Consider the following 16,450-nt stretch of genomic DNA (forward strand, 5'->3'; position numbering starts at 1 on the left):
CTCCTAGTTGCCGTCAGTCCTTAGCGACGGCGGCGCTTCCGTTCCAGACGTGAGAGCAGCCTTCCGACGAATCCATTTCGCAAAGCCCCTGTACGGTGGCCCAGCCCTCCGCGCGCAGCCGCGCGCCAATGGCGGGATCGGTGCTGGTGGGCAGGAAAACCCGCCGCGGCGACGTCATGCCAAGCCCGGCATCGACCAGCGTATCGACATAGAGCGAAACGCCCGCCGCCCGCTCTTCCGTCCCGTCCAGATGCCGCACGCGATAGGCCCCGCCACGGCCGATTTCGGTCGCGAACGGCTTGCCATTGGCGCTGCCAAACAGCGAAAAGCCAACCCAGCTGTGATATTCGAACCCATGCCGCTCGGTCGGGTCCAGCGTGATCCGTACATCGGGCAACGCCCGCACCAGCGCCCGCAGCTCGATGGCGAGCGACGGCGCAATCTCCCCAAGTTTCGGCAAGGCCAGATCGGCCTCGCCCGCCAGATCCAGCAACTGCCGATAGGGCCGCGCCTCGGCGGAACCCAGAGCCCCCCAATCCTTGCCGTCCAGCGCCGCCAGCAGGGTCGGCAGGTCCGCCACCGGCCAGCGCCCGGCTGCCAGTTCTGGCACCAGATCGGGCGTCGTGAGATCCACGGACAGATTTTCGACTCCCGCCGCCGCCAACGCCTCCAGCGCCGTCGTCAGCAGCTCCGCCAACGCCGCCACGCCATCCACTCCGATCAGCTCGGCCCCGGCCTGCGTCAGTTCCCGCGCAGGGTCCAGCTGTCCCGCCCGCGCCCGCAGCACCGGCCCGGCATAGGCCAGCCTCAGTGGTCGTGGGGCATCGGCCAGCCGCGTCGCGGCAATGCGTGCGATCTGCCCCGTGATATCGGGCCGCAGCGCCAGCGCCTCGCCAGTCGCCGGATCGGGCGAACGGAACAGCGCCGCGTCAAGAGGCTTCCCCAACCAGCGCGCCAGAGACGCCTCATGCTCGGCGAGCGGGGGCGACACCCGTGCATAACCACGCGCCGCAAAGGCATCGACGACGGTACGGGTCAGGAAGGATGCAGCTTCCGCGGCCGGCGGAAGCCGGTCGCGGAAGCCAGAAGGCAAAAGGGATGGCCCTCGGCCGGAGGCCGATATGTCGGGACCGTCGCTCACGCGAACTTCAGCGCTTTCACCGTCTTCACGCCGGGCAGGCGGCAGAGTTCCCACAGCAGTGGCTCATCCACCGCCGAATCGACCGACAGCAGCAGGATCGCCTCGGCGCCGGCATCGCGGCGGCCCAGGTGGAAGGTGCCGATGTTGACGCCCGCCTCACCCAGGCGCGTGCCAAGCCGGCCGATGAAGCCCGGCTTGTCCTCGTTGATGATGAACAGCATCCGCGGGGCGAAATCCGCCTCCACCTTGATGCCATAAATCTCCACAAGGCGCGGCTTGTCCGTTCCGAACAGCGTACCCGCCACCGAACGCTCGCCGCCGGTGGTGCGAACCCGAACGCGAACCAGCGTCTGGTAATCGGTATCGCGCTCGTGCCTGACTTCTGCGACTTCGATGTTGCGGTCGCGCGCCATCGAAGGCGCGTTCACCATGTTCACCGTGTCGGAGAATGTGCGCATCAAACCGGCCAGAACAGCAGCCGTAATCGGCTTGATGTTCAACTGCGCAGCTGCGCCTTCCACCTCCACGGTCACGCCGCGAAGTTCTTCCGATTCCAGCTGCCCGATCAGCTGCCCCAGATGCTCGGCAAGCGCCATATAGGGCTTCAGCTTGGGGGCATCCTCTGCCGAAAGGCTGGGCATGTTGAGCGCATTGGTGACGCCGCCCGTCAGCAGGAAATCCGCCATCTGTTCGGCCACCTGGATCGCCACATTCACCTGCGCTTCGTCGGTGGACGCCCCCAGGTGCGGGGTGGAGATGAAGTTGGGCGTACCGAACAGCGGGCTCGCCGTCGCCGGCTCCTCCACAAACACGTCCAGCGCCGCGCCGCCGATATGGCCGCTGTCCAGGCCTGCCTTCAGCGCCGCTTCGTCGATCAGCCCGCCGCGCGCACAGTTGATGATGCGCACGCCCTTCTTCGTCTTGGCGAGGTTCGCCGCCGAAAGAATGTTGCGCGTGCTGTCGGTCAGCGGCGTGTGCAGCGTGATGAAGTCGGCCTTCGCCAGCAGCTCGTCCAGCGTCACCTTCTCCACGCCCAGCTCCAGCGCCCGTTCCGGCGTCAGGAACGGATCGAAGGCAACCACCTTCATGCGCAATCCCAGCGCCCGCTCGGCAACGATGCTGCCGATGTTGCCGCAACCGATCAGGCCCAGCGTCTTGGAGGTGACTTCCACCCCCATGAAGCGGTTCTTTTCCCACTTTCCGGCCTGCGTCGAGGCGTCGGCTTCGGGCAGCTGGCGGGCGAGCGCGAACATCAGCGCGATGGCATGCTCGGCAGTGGTGATCGAGTTGCCGAACGGCGTGTTCATCACCACGATGCCGCGCGCGGTGGCGGCCGGCACGTCCACATTGTCCACACCGATGCCGGCGCGACCGATCACCTTCAGGTTGGTGGCATGCTCCAGCAGCTGCGCCGTCGCCTTGGTGGAGGAGCGGATCGCCAGCCCGTCATAGTCGCCGATGATGGCGGCCAGCTCGTCCTTGGTAAGGCCGGGCTTTTCGTCCACTTCCACCCCGCGAGCGCGGAAGATCTCGGCAGCCTTGGGGGACATCTTGTCGGAAATCAAAACTTTAGGCATGGCTCAGGCCTCCTTCGCGGTGGCATAGGCCCAATCGAGCCACGGGATGAGGGCTTCGATATCGGCGGTGTCGACGGTCGCGCCGCACCAGATCCGAAGCGAGGGCGGGGCATCGCGATAGCCGTTGATGTCAAAGGCCACGCCTTCCTTCTCCAGCAGCGATGCCATCGCCTTCGGCAGCTCGGCCGGCCCATCGATCCTGATGCAGACCGAGGTGTTGGAGCGCGTCGCGGGATCCACTGCAAGGTTGGAGGCCCAGGGCGTCCGATCCACCCACGCATTCAGCGCGGCAGCATTGGCATCGGCACGGCCATGCAGGCCCTTCAGCCCACCGATTTCCTCGGCCCAGCGCAGAGCGTCCAGATAATCCTCGACCGCCAGCATCGACGGCGTGTTGATCGTCTCGCCCTCGAAGATGCCCTCGATCAGCTTGCCGCCCTTAGTCATGCGGAAGATCTTGGGCAGCGGCCAGGACGGCGAATAGCTTTCCAGCCGCTCCACCGCGCGCGGGCCCAGGATCAGGATGCCATGCGCGCCTTCGCCGCCCAGCACCTTCTGCCAGCTGAAGGTCACCACATCGAGCTTGTCGAAGGGCAGGGGCTGCGCAAATGCCGCAGATGTCGCGTCGCAGAGCGTCAGCCCCTCGCGCGTATCGGAAATCCAGTCGCCGTTCGGCACCTTCACGCCCGAGGTTGTGCCGTTCCAGGTGAACAGCACGTCGTTCGCCTGATCCACGGCCGACAGATCCGGCAGCACGCCATAATCGGCCTTCAGCACCGTCGGGTTCAGCTTCAGCTGCTTCACCGCGTCCGTCACCCAGCCTTCGCCAAAGCTTTCCCAGGCGATTGCGGTGACGGGCTTCGCGCCCAGCAGGCTCCACATCGCCATTTCATAGGCGCCCGTATCGGATGCCGGCACGATGCCGATTCGGTGGGTGTCGGGCACCCCCAGCACGGCGCGGGTGCGGTCGATCGCTTCTTTCAGGCGCGACTTGCCGATCTTGGCGCGATGCGAGCGGCCAAGGCTGTCGGTTGGGAGCTTGGAAAGGTCGTAACCCGGCCTCTTGGCACAGGGTCCGGACGAAAAATGCGCACGAGCGGGGCGCACGGTAGGTGCAACAGTCATATTCTCTCCTCTCAGAGAGCGCGCGCCGCGTTGGGACGGCGTGGCCCGCCGCCGCTCATAGAGGCGAAATGTGGCAGGTCAAGGAAAAGCGGAGCAGGCTACTCCGATGCAGAGCCTGCCACGGTGCGGCGCTTGCGGGCGCCGGCCTGCCAGCCATGCCAGACGACGAGCGCCCCTAGCAGGGCGTGCGAGCCCAGCATCAGAGCCACCGGCACGGAAGCCGCCCAAAGGTGCAGCGCCGTCCAGATGCGGCCTGTCGCGAAGGTTTCGAACAACAGGCTTTGCAGCGCTATCACCGCTGCCACAACCACGAACGGCAGACGGTTTCGCCCGGCCCGCCGGGCCAGCCACAAGGCAAGGGCAAATCCCATCAGTTGAGCCCACTGCAGTCCGGCGCCGAAAATCGGGAAGTCCGCCGGACCGTTGATCTTCAAGCCGGGCATGTGCGCGTTCAACAGGCGGGGAAACAGCGGCACGGTCAGGAACAGCAGGGTGGCAACCATGGCGTTCGCATGCATCAGCAGGTTGCGCCGCTGCACCAGCGCCAGATGCACCAGCCACAGGATGGCGATAGCGGAAATGAAATCGATGATGCCCAGCTTCGCACCCCAGAGCAGATAAAAGGGGTCGCCCGCTTCCGTCGCCTTCGCCATCGTATAGGTCACCCCGCCGGCCCCCGCCATGAACAGGGGAAACATCGCCAGTGTGGCAAGGCCGCCAGCGCGGTGCAGATCCCGCTGCTTGTTGTTGATCGACCATGCCTGGAAGCCAACCGCCAGCATCCACAAGCTGGCCGTGATGCCGTGCAGGTGAAACAGCCAGGAAGATGTGCCGAGCCTGCTGAAATAGCCCGGCCAGAAGGCGAGCACCGCCAGGGCAAAGGCCAGCACGATCACATATGGCAGATTCCGATATGGCAAGACTCGCCCCCTCATATTGCCCGGGCAGAGCTTTGCCGCGCGGCGGCGGCGTGTCAAACACCGGGCTTTACGGCTGTGGAAATCCGCGGCCGGAGCGCCTATGTTGGCTGGCAATGAAAATCGAAGAAGCGCACACGCCGTTCAAGCCGGCGTCCCGCGAAGCAGACTTTGCGGCAAACCCCACCCCCACCGCCCAGACCGAGCATCCGGCCTACCGGCTCGCCTTTCAGGACGATGATTTCCTCCTTCGCCCGGAACTGCGCCCTGTGCGCTTCCAGCTGGAGCTGATGAAGCCAGAAGTGCTGCTCTCAGAGGCTGGCATCGCCTCCACCTTCGTCTTCTATGGCTCGGCCCGGATCCCGAGCGAACGGGAAGTGGCAGACCTCCGTGCCTCGGCCGATACCCCCGAACGCATGGCCGTGGTGGAGCGGCTCGCCGCCAAGGCCCGCTATTATGAAGAGGCGCGCAAGCTCGCCTTCCTCGCCTCCTGCCGCGAATGCTCCGGCGGCAATTCGCGCGACTATGTCGTCTGCTCCGGCGGCGGCCCCAGCATCATGGAGGCGGCGAATCGCGGCGCCCACGAAGCCGGCGCGCCTTCCGTTGGCCTCAACATCATCCTGCCGCACGAACAGCTGCCCAACGCCTACGTAACGCCCGGCCTCAGCTTCCAGTTCCACTATTTCGCGCTTCGGAAAATGCACTTCCTGATGCGCGCGAAGGCGGTTGCGGTCTTCCCCGGCGGCTTCGGCACCTTCGACGAGCTGTTCGAACTGCTGACGCTGGTGCAGACCGGCAAGATGGCGCCGATACCGATCCTGCTCTTCGGCAAGGAGTTCTGGGAGCGCGTCGTGAACTTCGAGGCGCTGGCCGAGGAAGGCGTGATTTCCCCCGCCGACCTCAAGCTCTTTCAGTTTGTCGAAACCGCCGAAGAGGCCTGGCAGATCGTCTGCGACGCCGAATGACGGAATGGCCGGGGGCCTAGAACGTCCCCGGCGTCTCCCGCTGGGCGACATTGGGCCGCTCAGGCACCAGCAGCTTCATCCGGGTCGGGGCGGTCCGCCGCGCCATCGCCACCGATCCGGTTGCGATCGGGCTGCAGCTCTTGCCGGCTAGCGCATCGAGCGCAATCCGCGTCGAGCTTTCCGCCGGGTCCCCCATCTGATGCAGCAGGTCGTCGCTGGCCGTGCAGGTCTTTCCGACCTTTTCCGCCAGCCCGTCATAATAGTCGCCCTGATTGTCGGCGTTGCGCACGGCAAAGGCGATCAGCCGCAAACGGTCGTCACAGGCCGAACGATCCTGCCCGATCTGCCCCACCGGCTTTCCAAAGGTGTTGGCGCCCACCATCGTCACATTGTCTCGCGACATTGTCTCGCGCCCAGGGCAGCATGCCGTTGATGACGGCTTCGCTCGCAGAGGCCGAATCGCCCGAAGTGATGAAGGCCAGCTTCAGCGGCGCAATCGACTCCGGCTTTCGCTCGAAACGCTTCACGCTGTCATTCGAGCTTTTCTCCGGTCGGAAGCGCATCTGTTCGAACACGTCGCTCGAAAGCCGAGCCTCTCCCATCAGATCGCCCATCAGCTCGGCGATATCCACCATTCCGCCGCCATTATAACGGAAATCGATGATCAACTGCTGCACACCCGCCGCCTTGAACTGGCGAAAGGCCTGGCGCAGTTGCGGGTCGGCGGTGGAAATGAAGGTGCGAAGGTTCAGATAGCCGGTCTTCTGGCCGCCTTCCTCGATGATGCGCACGCCATAGTTCGGCGAAACCGGCTGGATATCGAACTCGGTCTTGGTCAGCGTCACCGTCCGGCTGCCCCCCACACCGCGCAACTGCAAGGTGCGGGAAACACCGACGTCTGGCGGCCCCATGGCAATCGTCACGCCATAGGCGCCGTCCTGCGCCGTGATTGCCGTCACGGTCTCCATCGTCGAAGGGGTGGTGCCGATCGCCACGATCTCGTCGCCGCGCACAAGGCCGGCGCGGCTGGCCGCGGTATTTTCATAGACATCGCCGATGAATTGCCGGTCCGTGCCGATCAGCTGCTGCACGCGCATGCCAAAGGCGGCCGTGGACCCGGATTCGTAATAGGCGTCTTCCTCTGCAATGGAGGCAAGATGGGTAAAATAGCGGTCGCGACCCTGCGCCCGGGCGTTGGCCGTCAGCGCATCGATATAGCCCTGCACCGTCTGGTAGTTCGCCGGATCCAGGCCGGCCGGAAGCGTCTCCGGGAACAGATACCATTCACGGATCTGCGCCGCCGCCCAATCCTGCCGTTCCCGCAGCGTGCAGCCGGATCCGGGTTGCCCGGGCGTCGAGGGGCCACCTATCGTGCCCGGCGTGATCGTGCCCGGCGTCGGAGACGGCGCCGGGGTGACCGATCCGGGAACGAGAATGGGCGCTGCATTGATTTCGCCCGCCGCCAGCTCACCGCCGGGCGGATCACCGGACGTGCAGGCAACGAGAACAGCCGACAGGGCTACTGACAGAAACAAACGCGTACTGGACATACACGTCTATTAAAGCATCCTTAACAAGATGGAAGCCCCCTCGAAAATTGAGGGGGTTCAGGCCTTTGCAGGCGCCGCTTCAGCCCCCGCGGCAGCCGCGGGGGCTTCGGCGGCCGGTGCTGCACCGGCCGCAGCAGGTGCCGCTTCAGCTGCACCGGCGGCAGGAGCTGCCGGCATCGGCTTCGGGCTGTCGCTCTTCGAGTTGAGATAGGCGATCAGGTTTGCCCGGTCTTCCGGCTTGCCGATCCCGGCAAAGGCCATCTTGTTCCCCGGAATGTACTTCTTCGGGTTCTGGATCCAGTGCGACAGCGAATCCCAATCCCAGATCTTGCCATGGGTTGCCTGCATCGCGTCGGAGTAGCCAAAGCCCTGCATGTGCGCATGCGGGCCGCCCAGAATGCCATAGAGATTGGGGCCGATGCCTGCCGCGCCGCCCTTGTCGATGGTGTGACAGGCCGCGCACTTCTTGAACTGCGCTTCGCCCTTGGAGATGTCGGCCTTGGCGAGATACGCCTCGATAGGCTGCTCGGCTTCGGCGCCGCCGCCGGCAGCCGCCGTTTCTTCCACGCCTTCCACGATGAAGGCCGGCTTTTCCGGAAGATGCACCGGGAACATGTAACCGGTGAGAACCGACAGGCCGAGCACCGAGATCATGGCCGCCAGCACCCAGCCGGCAATCTTGTTCCACTCGTAGCTGTCCACCTGACCTGATCTCCGAACAATGCGGGCCGGCATATGCCATTCAGCCCAGATATTGCGGCGCTCATAGAAAGCGGCGGCGCTGTTTGCAATCCTTCCCGGACGCCTCCCTCTCATGCGGGGGAGGCAGGGCAGATTGACGCGGAGCGCCGGCAAGGGCAATCGCGCGCCCCATGCAGAGCTATCCCGCACTCGCCCAGGGCCTTGTCGACGACATGCGCCGCGCCGCCGCCGCCGAGCCGAAGCGGGCCATAGCCTTTCAGGGTGCGCCGGGCGCCTTTTCCCATCAGGCCGTCCGCGAAGTCCGCCCCGATGGTCTGCCGCTTCCCTGCTTCAGCTTCGAGGACGCGCTGGCCGCGGTCGCAGACGGGCAGGCGGCGCTGGCGGTGATCCCGGTCGAAAACAGCAGCCACGGCCGCGTCGCCGACGTGCATTTCCTGCTGCCGGAATCTGGTCTTTCGATCATCGGCGAACATTATGTAAAGGTGGAGCATTGCCTGCTCGGCGCGCCCGGCGCGCTGCTGTCCGACGTGAAAGAGGTGATGTCGCACCCGCAGGCGCTGGGTCAGTGCCGCAATCGCACGCGCGAACTCGGCCTCACCGCGATCAGCTATGCCGACACCGCCGCCGCCGCCGCCGCGGTCGCCGGCGATGGAGACAAACGCGCCGCCGCCATCGCCTCGAAGCTGGCGGGCGAACTCTACGGTAACAGCCTGCTGATCGAGGGGCTGCAGGACGCCCACAACAACCGCACCCGATTCCTGCTGCTGTCGCGCACCCAGCGCCCGGTCGCCGAAGACGAAGGCCGCACGAAAACGACCCTCGCCTTCGAGGTGAAGAACGTCCCCGCCGCCTTGTTCAAGGCGCTCGGCGGCTTCGCAACCAACGGCATCAACCTCACACGGCTGGAAAGCCACCTGCGCGGCGGCGCCTTCGTTGCGGCGGAATTCCTGATCGACATCGAGGGGCATCCGGGCGAGCCCGGCGTCGCACGTGCGCTGGAGGAGCTCGCCTTCCACTCCAAATGGGTGCGCCTCCTGGGCAGCTATCCGATGGTGCCCCCGGAAATCGCCGCGCCGTAAGTTTCCCGGTTTTCAGCCGTTAGCCAAGGCATGACGGCTGTATTCCTACCCCCGAAGGCGGCCAGCATCCGCTGGCGCGACCTTATCCGCATGGGAATGGCGGACGATCCCTATTGGCAGCGCGTCCGGCAGCGCCAGCTCCGTTTTGTCGAGCGCTATCTGCCGGTGAACCTGCTGATGGCGCTGTTCACACTGGGCGTGCTCGGCTTCAGCTTCGAAGGCCGCATCGATCCGCTGGTCCTCGGATTCTGGCTGCTGGCGCAGGCGATGAACCTGCTGGCGACGCTGCAGGTCTGGAACCGCGATCGGCTTGGTCGCCCTCGGCGCCTGTCCGGGCTGCGGCCGATGCGCGTTGCTCTCGCCCACCACATCCTCACTGGCGCCGCCTGGGGATTGCTGTTCCACCAGATGCTGGCAACGGCGCAGCCGGGCGATGCGATGCTGCTGGGGGCAGTGGCGATTTCCTGCATCGGCTGCCACGCCTATACCTCGGCGCCCTGGCCGCTCGGCTCCATCGGCAGCACCAGCCTGATGGCGCTCGGGGCGCTCACCGGCCTTGTCGCCGGCGGATGGGACAACCGGTTGGCGCTCGCCCTCGTCATTGTCGGCTACATGGTCTTCGTCACGCGCGGAAACCTGCTCATCACACGCGCGCTGATGCAGCGGATGCGGCTGAAGGAGCGGATTCAGGAGCAGGGCGAAGTGGTCCGCCTGCTGCTCAACGAGTTCGAGGCGAACGGCTCGGAATGGCTCTATGAATTCGATTCGACCGGCCGCCTCACCTTTGCCTCCACCCGCTTCGCCGAGGCGCTGCGTCGCCCCGTCGAAGAGGTCGTGGGCCATCACTGGACTCGCTTCCTCCACGAACGCGCGGCCGGCAGCGAGCTTTCGGAATTCGTCCGCCGCGGCCTGCCGTTCCGCGATTTCCTGCTGCGGGTGGAGGTTGAGGGCGAAGTGCGCTGGTGGCTGCTGTCCGGCACGCCAAAGGTCGATTCCGAAGGCCGACCGCTCGGCTATCGCGGCGTTGGTTCCGACGTCACCGACCGCCAGCGCGCAGCCGAACGCATCGCCGAACTCGCCACCTTCGATGCCCTCACCGGGCTGGTGAACCGCCGCGTCATTCACCAGGCGCTTGCCGAAGGGCTGCAGCCCGGCTGCGGGACGGCGCTGCTGTTCATCGATCTGGACCGGTTCAAGGCCGTCAACGACAGCCTAGGCCACGGTTCCGGAGACCGGCTGCTGGCCGAAGTCTCGCAGCGCCTGCGCCGGATCGCGGCCGAACATGGCGGCGACGGCGCACTGGTCGGTCGCTTGGGCGGAGACGAATTTGCCATTGTCCTGCCCGGCACCAGTCTCGCCCGCGCGCTGTCGGTCGGAGAAGCCATCATCGCCGGCATCACCCGGCCGTTCTCGCTCGGCGACAAATCCGCCCACATAGGCGCCAGCATCGGCGTGGCGCTGGGGCCGTCCGACGGCGCCACCGTAGAGACGTTGATGCGCGCGGCCGACCTTGCCCTCTACGACGCCAAGGCGCGCGGGCGCGGCAATGTCCGCCACTATGACAGGGACATGCACCAGCAGGCCGAAGCGCGCCGCTCGCTGGAAATGGATCTGCGCAACGCCATGGCAGCAGGCCAACTGCGCCTCGCCTTCCAGCCGGTGGTGGATGCGATGGACGAGCGGATCGTCGGCTTCGAAGCGCTGGCCCGCTGGCGCCACCCGACTCTGGGTGACATCCCGCCCTCCGTCTTCATCCCTCTGGCCGAGGAGGCCGGGCTCATCCGCCGTATTGGCGCCTGGGTCCTGAACGAGGCGTGCAAGGTCGCCGCTGGCTGGCCTCGGCACATTCAGCTCGCGGTCAACCTGTCGCCGCTGCAGTTCGACGATCCGGGCCTCGTCGAAACCGTCCACCGCACGCTGCGCCGCTGGAACATCGCCCCCGAACGCCTGGAACTGGAGCTGACCGAGAGCCTGTTCCTCGACGAACGCCCGCAGACCAGCGCCATGCTCGCCGAACTGGAGGAAATGGGCGTCGGCTTCGCGCTCGACGATTTCGGCACCGGCTATTCCTCGCTCGGCTATCTGCAGAAGATCGCCTTCCGCCGCATCAAGATCGACCGCAGCTTCGTCCGCAAGAGCGCAACCGACGGCGGCGAGGCGACCGCCATCATCCAGGCCATCGTCGCGCTGGCGGAGCGACTGGGGATGGAAACCACGGCCGAGGGCACGGAAACCCGCGCCGAATTCGAGGCCATGCGGCGGCTCGGCTGCGCGCAGGTACAGGGCTATTATTTCGGCCGCCCGATGCCCGCCGAAGAAGCCGCGCGCCTGATCGACCGCAGCCGTCCGCTGCTGGAACTGGTCGACGAACCGCCGCCGGTGGCTATTCTCCGGAATCGGCCCATGTTGCCAGCAGCCAGTGCGCAATCGCCAACGGTGGCGGCGCCGTCCACGCACCTTCCCCCCGCAGAACTGCGCGGACTTCCTCCCGGCTGACCCAGATCGCCTCGGAAATCTCGGTCACGTCCAGGTTCAGCTCGAAACTGTCCGCCGTCGCAAAGGCGCCCATCATCAGGCTCGAAGGGAAGGGCCAGGGCTGGCTGGCGCCCAGCCGCACCGAATGCACGCGGATCCCCGCCTCTTCATACAACTCGCGCGCAACGGCTTCCTCCAGCGATTCGCCCGGCTCCACGAAGCCGGCCAGCGCCGACATGAAGCCCACCGGAAAACGCGGGCCGCGGCCAACGAGCGCCTTGCCGTCCTTTTCCGCCAGCATGATCACCACCGGATCGACACGCGGGAAATGCTCGGCGCCGCAACCTTCGCACAGCCGGCTATAGCCGGCCCTGTCCAGCCTTGTCGGCGATCCGCAGGCGGCGCAAAACCCGTGCCGACGGTGCCAGTCCAGCACCGAACGCGCCTGCGCCACGATGGCGGCGCGCCCGTCGCCCAGCAGCGTGCCGGCAACACGGGCATCGGTCGGCACGCCGGGAATATCGTCGTCCGGCGTCCCGTCGACCGCAAAGCGCGGCGCGCCATCTGCATCCAGCCCCAGCAGGATGCTGACCCCGCTCGGCACTTCGCTCCGCCGCGCCCAGTAAAGGTCGCTCTTGTCCTCCCGCATCAGCGGCTGCAGGTCCTTCAATATCAGGAAGCGCGCATCGGGGTTCATCCGCGCCGCCTGCACTGCTGCCGCATCGCGCCGCATATGGTCCGCGCGGTCCAGCGGGTTTCCGGTATAGCCTAGGTGGAGGGCAGTCTTCGTCATGCAGGCTCCGCTTCCAGCTGGTCAATCAGCGCCAGTGCCCGGGCGTAGAGCGTGGGCAGGCCAGCGCCAGCTAATGATTCTCGGGGCGTCCATATCAGCTGTTCGCCCGAAAGCAGGCCCGAATGCAGGGGGGGGCGCGTGCGCAATTGCGTCCGAAACAGCCGCAGGCTCAGTTCGAAATGCGTAAACACATGCCGCACAGCGCCCATCGGCTGCCAGTCGGCATCGAATGGAAAGCGTTCCGCTTCGCCGACAGACCATCCCGTCCCCGGCAGCGCCAGCATTCCGCCCAGCAGCCCCTTCGGCGGTCGCCGCACCAGGGCCACATTGCCATCATGCTCGATCCACCAGGCATGGCCCTGCCGCTGCGGTCGCACGGCCTTTGGCGCCTTCACCGGAAACGCCTCCGGCGTGCCCAGCGCCGCAGCCGCACAGCAAGCCTGCAATGGGCACAGCAGGCATCGGGGGCCACGCGGCGTGCAGATCGTCGCCCCCAGATCCATCATCGCCTGCGTGAAATCGCCGGGGCGATCCGCCGGCACCAGCGGCCCCAGCGCCTGCTCGATCGCCTTGCGCCCGGCGGGCAAGGGCGTGTCCAGCGCAAACAGGCGGCAGGCCACCCGCTCCACATTCGCGTCGATTGCAGTCGCCCGCCGCCCAAAGGCAATCGCCGCCACCGCCGCTGCCGTATAAGGGCCAATGCCGGGAAGCGCCCGCAGCTCCACCTCGGTCTCGGGAAAACCTCCCATTCCGGCCACCACGCGCGCCGCCGCCAGCAGGTTGCGGGCGCGCGCATAATAGCCAAGCCCCGCCCATTCGCGCATCACATCGGCATCGTCGGCCGCGGCCAGCGCCTGAACCGTCGGCCACAGCTCCAGAAACCGCCGCCAGTATCGCCCCGCCGCCAGCACGCCGGTCTGCTGCAGCATCACTTCCGCCAGCCACACCCGATAGGGGTCCGGCGTCTCGCCGCTCCCCGGCGCGATCCGCCAGGGCAGGGTGCGGGCACTCGCATCATACCAGCGCAGCAGACGTGTCGAAATCGGTTCGGATTGGCTGTCGACGCGCATGGGGCTTCTCTGGCACAGCGGCCGGCGATGGCGAAGCCCCCACGATCTCCTTCCAATCCGCCGCCTCAGCCGGCACCTCGCCGCAACGGCGTGCGCGACGTCGGCTCTTTGCTGCCCGAAGTCGGCGGCGTCGCCTTCCGCCGCTTCGGCTTCGTGCACGGCACCCTGCTCGGCCGCTGGAAGGATGTGGTCGGCCCCGTCTATGCCCGCTGGTCGGTGCCGGAAAACCTCCGCTTCCCGCGCGGGCAAAAGGTCGGCGGCACCCTTACCGTCCGCGTCGAAGGTCCGTTCTCGCTGCAATTGCAGCATGTTGCGCCACAGATTCTGGATCGGGTAAATCGGCTGCTCGGCCACAATGCAGTCGCCAGGCTGAAGCTGGTGCAGGGCGAAGTTCCAAAGGCGCCGGCACGCGATGCGCCGCCGCCGCAGGCCGCGCCCGTCCGCCAAAGCAATCTGGAGGGCGTGAAGGACGAGGGGTTGAGGGCCGCGCTCGAAGACCTTGCGGCCCAGATCGCGGTTGCGAAGGGGCCGCCGAGGATCGGCTAGGACGTCGTCAGACTTCCTTCACCGGCGAATCCGCGCTCGCCTTCACATTCTCGATGCATTTCATCGCCGCCGCCTTCGACGAATAGCCCTCCGACGAAGTCGCCAGGATATTCCCGTTCTGGTGCTTCAGCCTCCAGCGATATTCGCCGGACTTGTCCTGATAGAGTTCGAAGGTCATCGACATATCGTGCTTCCCCAAACTGTTGATTGGTTGGTAGCCGAAGTTTGCAGGAAAGCTCGGCCCGCGCAACACGGCATCGGTTGAATGTGCCGTCGATGCCGCCTATCTCGACGCCAGAGAATCCACGGGCAAACAAAGGGACGGCATGACCACGTTCGACGATCGCGAAAAGGGCTTCGAGGCACGCTTTGCCCATGATGCCGACAAGGAATTCCGCATCACTGCCCGCCGCAACAAGCTGATGGGCCTGTGGGCGGCCGAACGTCTTGGTCTCACCGAGGCTGAATCCGAAGCCTATGCCAAGTCCGTCGTGCAGGCCGATTTCGAGGAAACCGGCGACGAGGACGTGATCCGCAAGCTGATAGGCGACCTGCTGAAGGGCGGCGTCGAAACCAGCGACATCGAAGTGCGCGACATGCTGGCCAAAAAGGCCGCCGACGCCCGCGCCCAGATCGAGGGCTGAGCCGACGATGCCCATGCCCGGCCACGAAATCGAAGCCGCGATCCGCGCTGCCCTCCCCGATGCGGAAGTGCGGCTGACGGACCTTGCCGGAGACGACGATCATTGGGCCGCACACGTCACGTCATCGGCTTTCGCAGGGCTCTCCCGCGTAAAGCAGCACCAGCTTGTCTATGCCGCGCTCGGCGGCCGCATGGGCGGCGTGCTGCACGCCCTGCAACTCACCACAGCAACCCCCGCCGCCTGATTCACTGGAGAACCCCGCAATGGACGCAGTATCCGAACGCATCGACGGCATCGTAAAGAGCCATGATGTCGTACTCTTCATGAAGGGCACGCCGCTCTTTCCGCAGTGCGGCTTCTCCAGCCGCGCCATCGCCATCCTCGAGCATCTGGATGTCGCCTTCCACTCGGTGGACGTGCTGCAGGATCAGGAAATCCGCCAGGGCATCAAGGCCTATTCCGATTGGCCGACGATCCCGCAACTCTATGTGAAGGGTGAATTTGTCGGCGGCTCGGACATCATGATGGAAATGTTTGAAGCTGGCGAACTGCAGGCACTGATGGCCGATTCCGGCGTCAAGGCCGCCTGACTGCATCCTGACCCAATTGGAACCCCTCAGCTTCGGCCGCCTGTGGCCTGAAACACTGTCTGCGCTGGCGCGGCACCTTGATCTGCTGCTGCCGGTCGCGGGGGCATTCCTGTTCCTGCCACAGCTGCTGTTTGCCTGGCATCTCGGCGACGTGCAGCCAGAGCAGATCTTCAAGGGCGACCGCCTGTTCGGCGATCTTACCGCCATCGCGCTTCTCGCCACGGTTTCGCTGATCGGCCAGCTGGTCATCGCCTTCGTGATCTTCAACGACGGCACGTCTGATCGCACGCTTGGTCAGGTGCTGAAGGGCGCGATCCTGCTGCTGTTGCCGGGAATCGCCGCCACTTTGATACAGGGCATGGCGGTCGGCTTCGGCCTGCTGTTCCTTGTCATACCCGGCATCTGGCTGCTGGCGCGTCTGTCGGTCACCATCCCCCTCCTCGCCACCGGCAGCCACGATCCGATCCAGGCGCTGCGCGGCAGCTGGCAACTGACCGACGGTCATTCGCTGCGCATCCTCGGCATGCTGGGCATCCTGTTCCTGGGCTTCATGATGATCACCCTGGGCATCACCGGCCTCGGATCGGCTGTCGGCGTCCTCACCACGCTCGCCGCGGGCAAACCGCCCGAGGGGTGGGGCATTGGCCGCTGGATCTTCGAGGCGCTGGCGGCGGGCGCCTCTGCGCTGTTCGGCATGGCCTATGTGGCCTTTCTGGCCACGCTCACCCGCGCCTTGCAGGCCCGCCAGCAAGAGCAGGCCTGATGCGACCGGAAATCATCCTGGTGGTCGCCGCCGCCGACAATGACGTCATCGGCAAGGATGGCGCCATGCCCTGGCATCTCCCCGCCGATCTCCGCCACTTCAAGCGACTCACTGTCGGCAAGCCGGTCATCATGGGCCGCCGCACCTTCGAATCCATCGGCAAGCCGCTCCCCGGCCGCCACAATATCGTCCTCACCCGTCAGTCCGGCTGGAACGCCGACGGCGTCACCACCGTCCCCAATCTTGCCGAAGCCGTCGCAGCAGCCGGCATGAACCCCAAGGCGCGCGCCGAGCGCATCATGGTGATCGGCGGCGCTGAAATCTACGCCCTCGCGCTGCCCATCGCCACCGGCATAGAGCTCACCCGCATCCACATCGCGCCAAAGGGGGACACTTTCTTCCCCAGCCCCGACCCGGAGATCTGGCAGGAAACCGCCCGCGAAGACCATGGACCGCAAGGCGACGCGCCGGCGCACAGCTTCATCAGCTACCGCCGCCCATGATGCTGCCTCT

Annotated in this window: 19 protein-coding genes; 9 read left to right on the forward strand and 10 right to left on the reverse strand. The window is 66.0% G+C overall.

The annotated features are described in order from the left end of the window. Window positions 1-13: 13 nt before the first annotated feature. The 4 genes from IM784_RS01430 to IM784_RS01445 form a co-directional block, all read right to left on the reverse strand. On the reverse strand, window positions 14-1,141 hold the full coding sequence (locus IM784_RS01430) for an ATP phosphoribosyltransferase regulatory subunit (RefSeq protein ID WP_328799412.1): 1,128 nt from the start codon (window positions 1,139-1,141) through the stop codon (window positions 14-16). After that, the gene (gene serA, locus IM784_RS01435) at window positions 1,138-2,718 is read right to left on the reverse strand and encodes a phosphoglycerate dehydrogenase (protein WP_199553512.1); all 1,581 of its coding nucleotides are present in this window, start codon (window positions 2,716-2,718) and stop codon (window positions 1,138-1,140) included. Before serA ends, IM784_RS01430 begins: the two co-directional genes overlap by 4 nt. A gap of 3 nt (window positions 2,719-2,721) precedes the next feature. Beyond that, on the reverse strand, window positions 2,722-3,843 hold the full coding sequence (locus IM784_RS01440; protein WP_199553513.1) for a phosphoserine transaminase: 1,122 nt from the start codon (window positions 3,841-3,843) through the stop codon (window positions 2,722-2,724). A gap of 98 nt (window positions 3,844-3,941) precedes the next feature. Beyond that, the gene (locus IM784_RS01445) at window positions 3,942-4,763 is read right to left on the reverse strand and encodes a hypothetical protein (protein ID WP_199553514.1); all 822 of its coding nucleotides are present in this window, start codon (window positions 4,761-4,763) and stop codon (window positions 3,942-3,944) included. A 113-nt stretch (window positions 4,764-4,876) separates the two neighbouring features. Between IM784_RS01445 and IM784_RS01450 the strand changes: the two genes are divergently transcribed. Next, entirely contained in the window at window positions 4,877-5,725 is an 849-nt protein-coding gene (locus IM784_RS01450) for an LOG family protein (protein ID WP_199553515.1), read from the forward strand. 16 nt (window positions 5,726-5,741) lie between these two features. Here IM784_RS01450 and IM784_RS16930 read toward each other — a convergent pair whose 3' ends face one another. Genes IM784_RS16930 through IM784_RS01460 form a run of 3 tightly spaced genes read right to left on the reverse strand, consistent with a single transcriptional unit; the run spans window position 5,742 to window position 8,010 of the window. After that, window positions 5,742-6,128: a S41 family peptidase gene (locus IM784_RS16930; RefSeq protein WP_235976463.1), complete on the reverse strand. Its 387-nt coding sequence runs from the start codon at window positions 6,126-6,128 to the stop codon at window positions 5,742-5,744. Beyond that, window positions 6,043-7,275: a S41 family peptidase gene (locus IM784_RS01455; RefSeq protein ID WP_235976464.1), complete on the reverse strand. Its 1,233-nt coding sequence runs from the start codon at window positions 7,273-7,275 to the stop codon at window positions 6,043-6,045. The genes IM784_RS16930 and IM784_RS01455 overlap by 86 nt, the downstream gene beginning before the upstream one ends. 57 nt (window positions 7,276-7,332) lie before the next feature. Then, the gene (locus IM784_RS01460; protein WP_207791631.1) at window positions 7,333-8,010 is read right to left on the reverse strand and encodes a c-type cytochrome; all 678 of its coding nucleotides are present in this window, start codon (window positions 8,008-8,010) and stop codon (window positions 7,333-7,335) included. Window positions 8,011-8,147: 137 nt separating this feature from the next. Here IM784_RS01460 and IM784_RS01465 point away from each other — a divergent pair, with 137 nt between their 5' ends. Both IM784_RS01465 and IM784_RS01470 read left to right on the forward strand, forming a co-directional pair. Continuing rightward, window positions 8,148-9,056: a prephenate dehydratase gene (locus IM784_RS01465; protein WP_199553516.1), complete on the forward strand. Its 909-nt coding sequence runs from the start codon at window positions 8,148-8,150 to the stop codon at window positions 9,054-9,056. A 30-nt stretch (window positions 9,057-9,086) separates the two neighbouring features. Beyond that, window positions 9,087-11,552 (forward strand): putative bifunctional diguanylate cyclase/phosphodiesterase, encoded by a 2,466-nt coding sequence (locus IM784_RS01470; RefSeq protein ID WP_199553517.1) that lies wholly within the window; start codon window positions 9,087-9,089, stop codon window positions 11,550-11,552. Here IM784_RS01470 and nudC read toward each other — a convergent pair. Together nudC and IM784_RS01480 are read right to left on the reverse strand one after the other, a co-directional pair. Further along, window positions 11,440-12,324: an NAD(+) diphosphatase gene (gene nudC / locus IM784_RS01475; protein ID WP_199553518.1), complete on the reverse strand. Its 885-nt coding sequence runs from the start codon at window positions 12,322-12,324 to the stop codon at window positions 11,440-11,442. The genes IM784_RS01470 and nudC overlap by 113 nt on opposite strands. Beyond that, window positions 12,321-13,394 carry an A/G-specific adenine glycosylase gene (locus IM784_RS01480; protein ID WP_199553519.1) on the reverse strand — a complete coding sequence of 358 codons (1,074 nt, stop codon included), beginning with the start codon at window positions 13,392-13,394 and terminating at the stop codon, window positions 12,321-12,323. The genes nudC and IM784_RS01480 overlap by 4 nt, the downstream gene beginning before the upstream one ends. A gap of 90 nt (window positions 13,395-13,484) precedes the next feature. Between IM784_RS01480 and IM784_RS01485 the strand changes: the two genes are divergently transcribed. Continuing rightward, a complete protein-coding gene (locus IM784_RS01485) occupies window positions 13,485-13,940 on the forward strand; it encodes a DUF721 domain-containing protein (RefSeq protein WP_199553520.1) in 456 nt (151 codons plus the stop codon). Window positions 13,941-13,947: 7 nt separating this feature from the next. On the opposite strand, the gene IM784_RS01490 is transcribed toward IM784_RS01485, so the two are convergent. Then, entirely contained in the window at window positions 13,948-14,124 is a 177-nt protein-coding gene (locus tag IM784_RS01490) for a YegP family protein (RefSeq protein WP_235976466.1), read from the reverse strand. 142 nt (window positions 14,125-14,266) lie between these two features. On the opposite strand from IM784_RS01490, the gene IM784_RS01495 reads away from it, so the two are divergent. The 5 genes from IM784_RS01495 to IM784_RS01515 are packed head-to-tail and all read left to right on the forward strand — an operon-like array spanning window position 14,267 to window position 16,440. Continuing rightward, on the forward strand, window positions 14,267-14,584 hold the full coding sequence (locus IM784_RS01495; protein ID WP_199553521.1) for a DUF1476 domain-containing protein: 318 nt from the start codon (window positions 14,267-14,269) through the stop codon (window positions 14,582-14,584). 7 nt (window positions 14,585-14,591) lie between these two features. After that, a complete protein-coding gene (locus tag IM784_RS01500) occupies window positions 14,592-14,828 on the forward strand; it encodes a BolA family protein (protein WP_199553522.1) in 237 nt (78 codons plus the stop codon). A 19-nt stretch (window positions 14,829-14,847) separates the two neighbouring features. Then, complete coding sequence (gene grxD / locus IM784_RS01505; RefSeq protein WP_199553523.1) at window positions 14,848-15,174, forward strand: Grx4 family monothiol glutaredoxin; 327 nt, start codon at window positions 14,848-14,850, stop codon at window positions 15,172-15,174. Window positions 15,175-15,190: 16 nt separating this feature from the next. After that, the gene (locus tag IM784_RS01510) at window positions 15,191-15,937 is read left to right on the forward strand and encodes a glycerophosphoryl diester phosphodiesterase membrane domain-containing protein (RefSeq protein WP_199553524.1); all 747 of its coding nucleotides are present in this window, start codon (window positions 15,191-15,193) and stop codon (window positions 15,935-15,937) included. Continuing rightward, entirely contained in the window at window positions 15,937-16,440 is a 504-nt protein-coding gene (locus IM784_RS01515) for a dihydrofolate reductase (protein WP_199553525.1), read from the forward strand. The genes IM784_RS01510 and IM784_RS01515 overlap by 1 nt, the downstream gene beginning before the upstream one ends. Window positions 16,441-16,450 lie beyond the last annotated feature (10 nt).

Source organism: Sandaracinobacteroides hominis (assembly GCF_016464365.1).
Lineage (GTDB): Bacteria > Pseudomonadota > Alphaproteobacteria > Sphingomonadales > Sphingomonadaceae > Sandaracinobacteroides > Sandaracinobacteroides hominis.

What these genes read in the sequence shown, in the direction of transcription:
- serA (WP_199553512.1), bottom strand. Translation starts at nt 2,718, where the DNA reads ATGCCTAAAGTTTTGATTTCCGACAAGATGTCCCCCAAGGCTGCCGAG.
- IM784_RS01440 (WP_199553513.1), bottom strand. Translation starts at nt 3,843, where the DNA reads ATGACTGTTGCACCTACCGTGCGCCCCGCTCGTGCGCATTTTTCGTCC.
- IM784_RS01495 (WP_199553521.1), top strand. Translation starts at nt 14,267, where the DNA reads ATGACCACGTTCGACGATCGCGAAAAGGGCTTCGAGGCACGCTTTGCC.
- IM784_RS01515 (WP_199553525.1), top strand. Translation starts at nt 15,937, where the DNA reads ATGCGACCGGAAATCATCCTGGTGGTCGCCGCCGCCGACAATGACGTC.
- IM784_RS01480 (WP_199553519.1), bottom strand. Translation starts at nt 13,394, where the DNA reads ATGCGCGTCGACAGCCAATCCGAACCGATTTCGACACGTCTGCTGCGC.
- IM784_RS01470 (WP_199553517.1), top strand. Translation starts at nt 9,087, where the DNA reads ATGACGGCTGTATTCCTACCCCCGAAGGCGGCCAGCATCCGCTGGCGC.
- grxD (WP_199553523.1), top strand. Translation starts at nt 14,848, where the DNA reads ATGGACGCAGTATCCGAACGCATCGACGGCATCGTAAAGAGCCATGAT.
- IM784_RS01500 (WP_199553522.1), top strand. Translation starts at nt 14,592, where the DNA reads ATGCCCATGCCCGGCCACGAAATCGAAGCCGCGATCCGCGCTGCCCTC.
- IM784_RS01490 (WP_235976466.1), bottom strand. Translation starts at nt 14,124, where the DNA reads ATGTCGATGACCTTCGAACTCTATCAGGACAAGTCCGGCGAATATCGC.
- IM784_RS01455 (WP_235976464.1), bottom strand. Translation starts at nt 7,275, where the DNA reads ATGTCCAGTACGCGTTTGTTTCTGTCAGTAGCCCTGTCGGCTGTTCTC.
- IM784_RS01460 (WP_207791631.1), bottom strand. Translation starts at nt 8,010, where the DNA reads ATGCCGGCCCGCATTGTTCGGAGATCAGGTCAGGTGGACAGCTACGAG.
- IM784_RS01465 (WP_199553516.1), top strand. Translation starts at nt 8,148, where the DNA reads ATGCAGAGCTATCCCGCACTCGCCCAGGGCCTTGTCGACGACATGCGC.
- IM784_RS01450 (WP_199553515.1), top strand. Translation starts at nt 4,877, where the DNA reads ATGAAAATCGAAGAAGCGCACACGCCGTTCAAGCCGGCGTCCCGCGAA.
- nudC (WP_199553518.1), bottom strand. Translation starts at nt 12,324, where the DNA reads ATGACGAAGACTGCCCTCCACCTAGGCTATACCGGAAACCCGCTGGAC.
- IM784_RS16930 (WP_235976463.1), bottom strand. Translation starts at nt 6,128, where the DNA reads ATGTCGCGAGACAATGTGACGATGGTGGGCGCCAACACCTTTGGAAAG.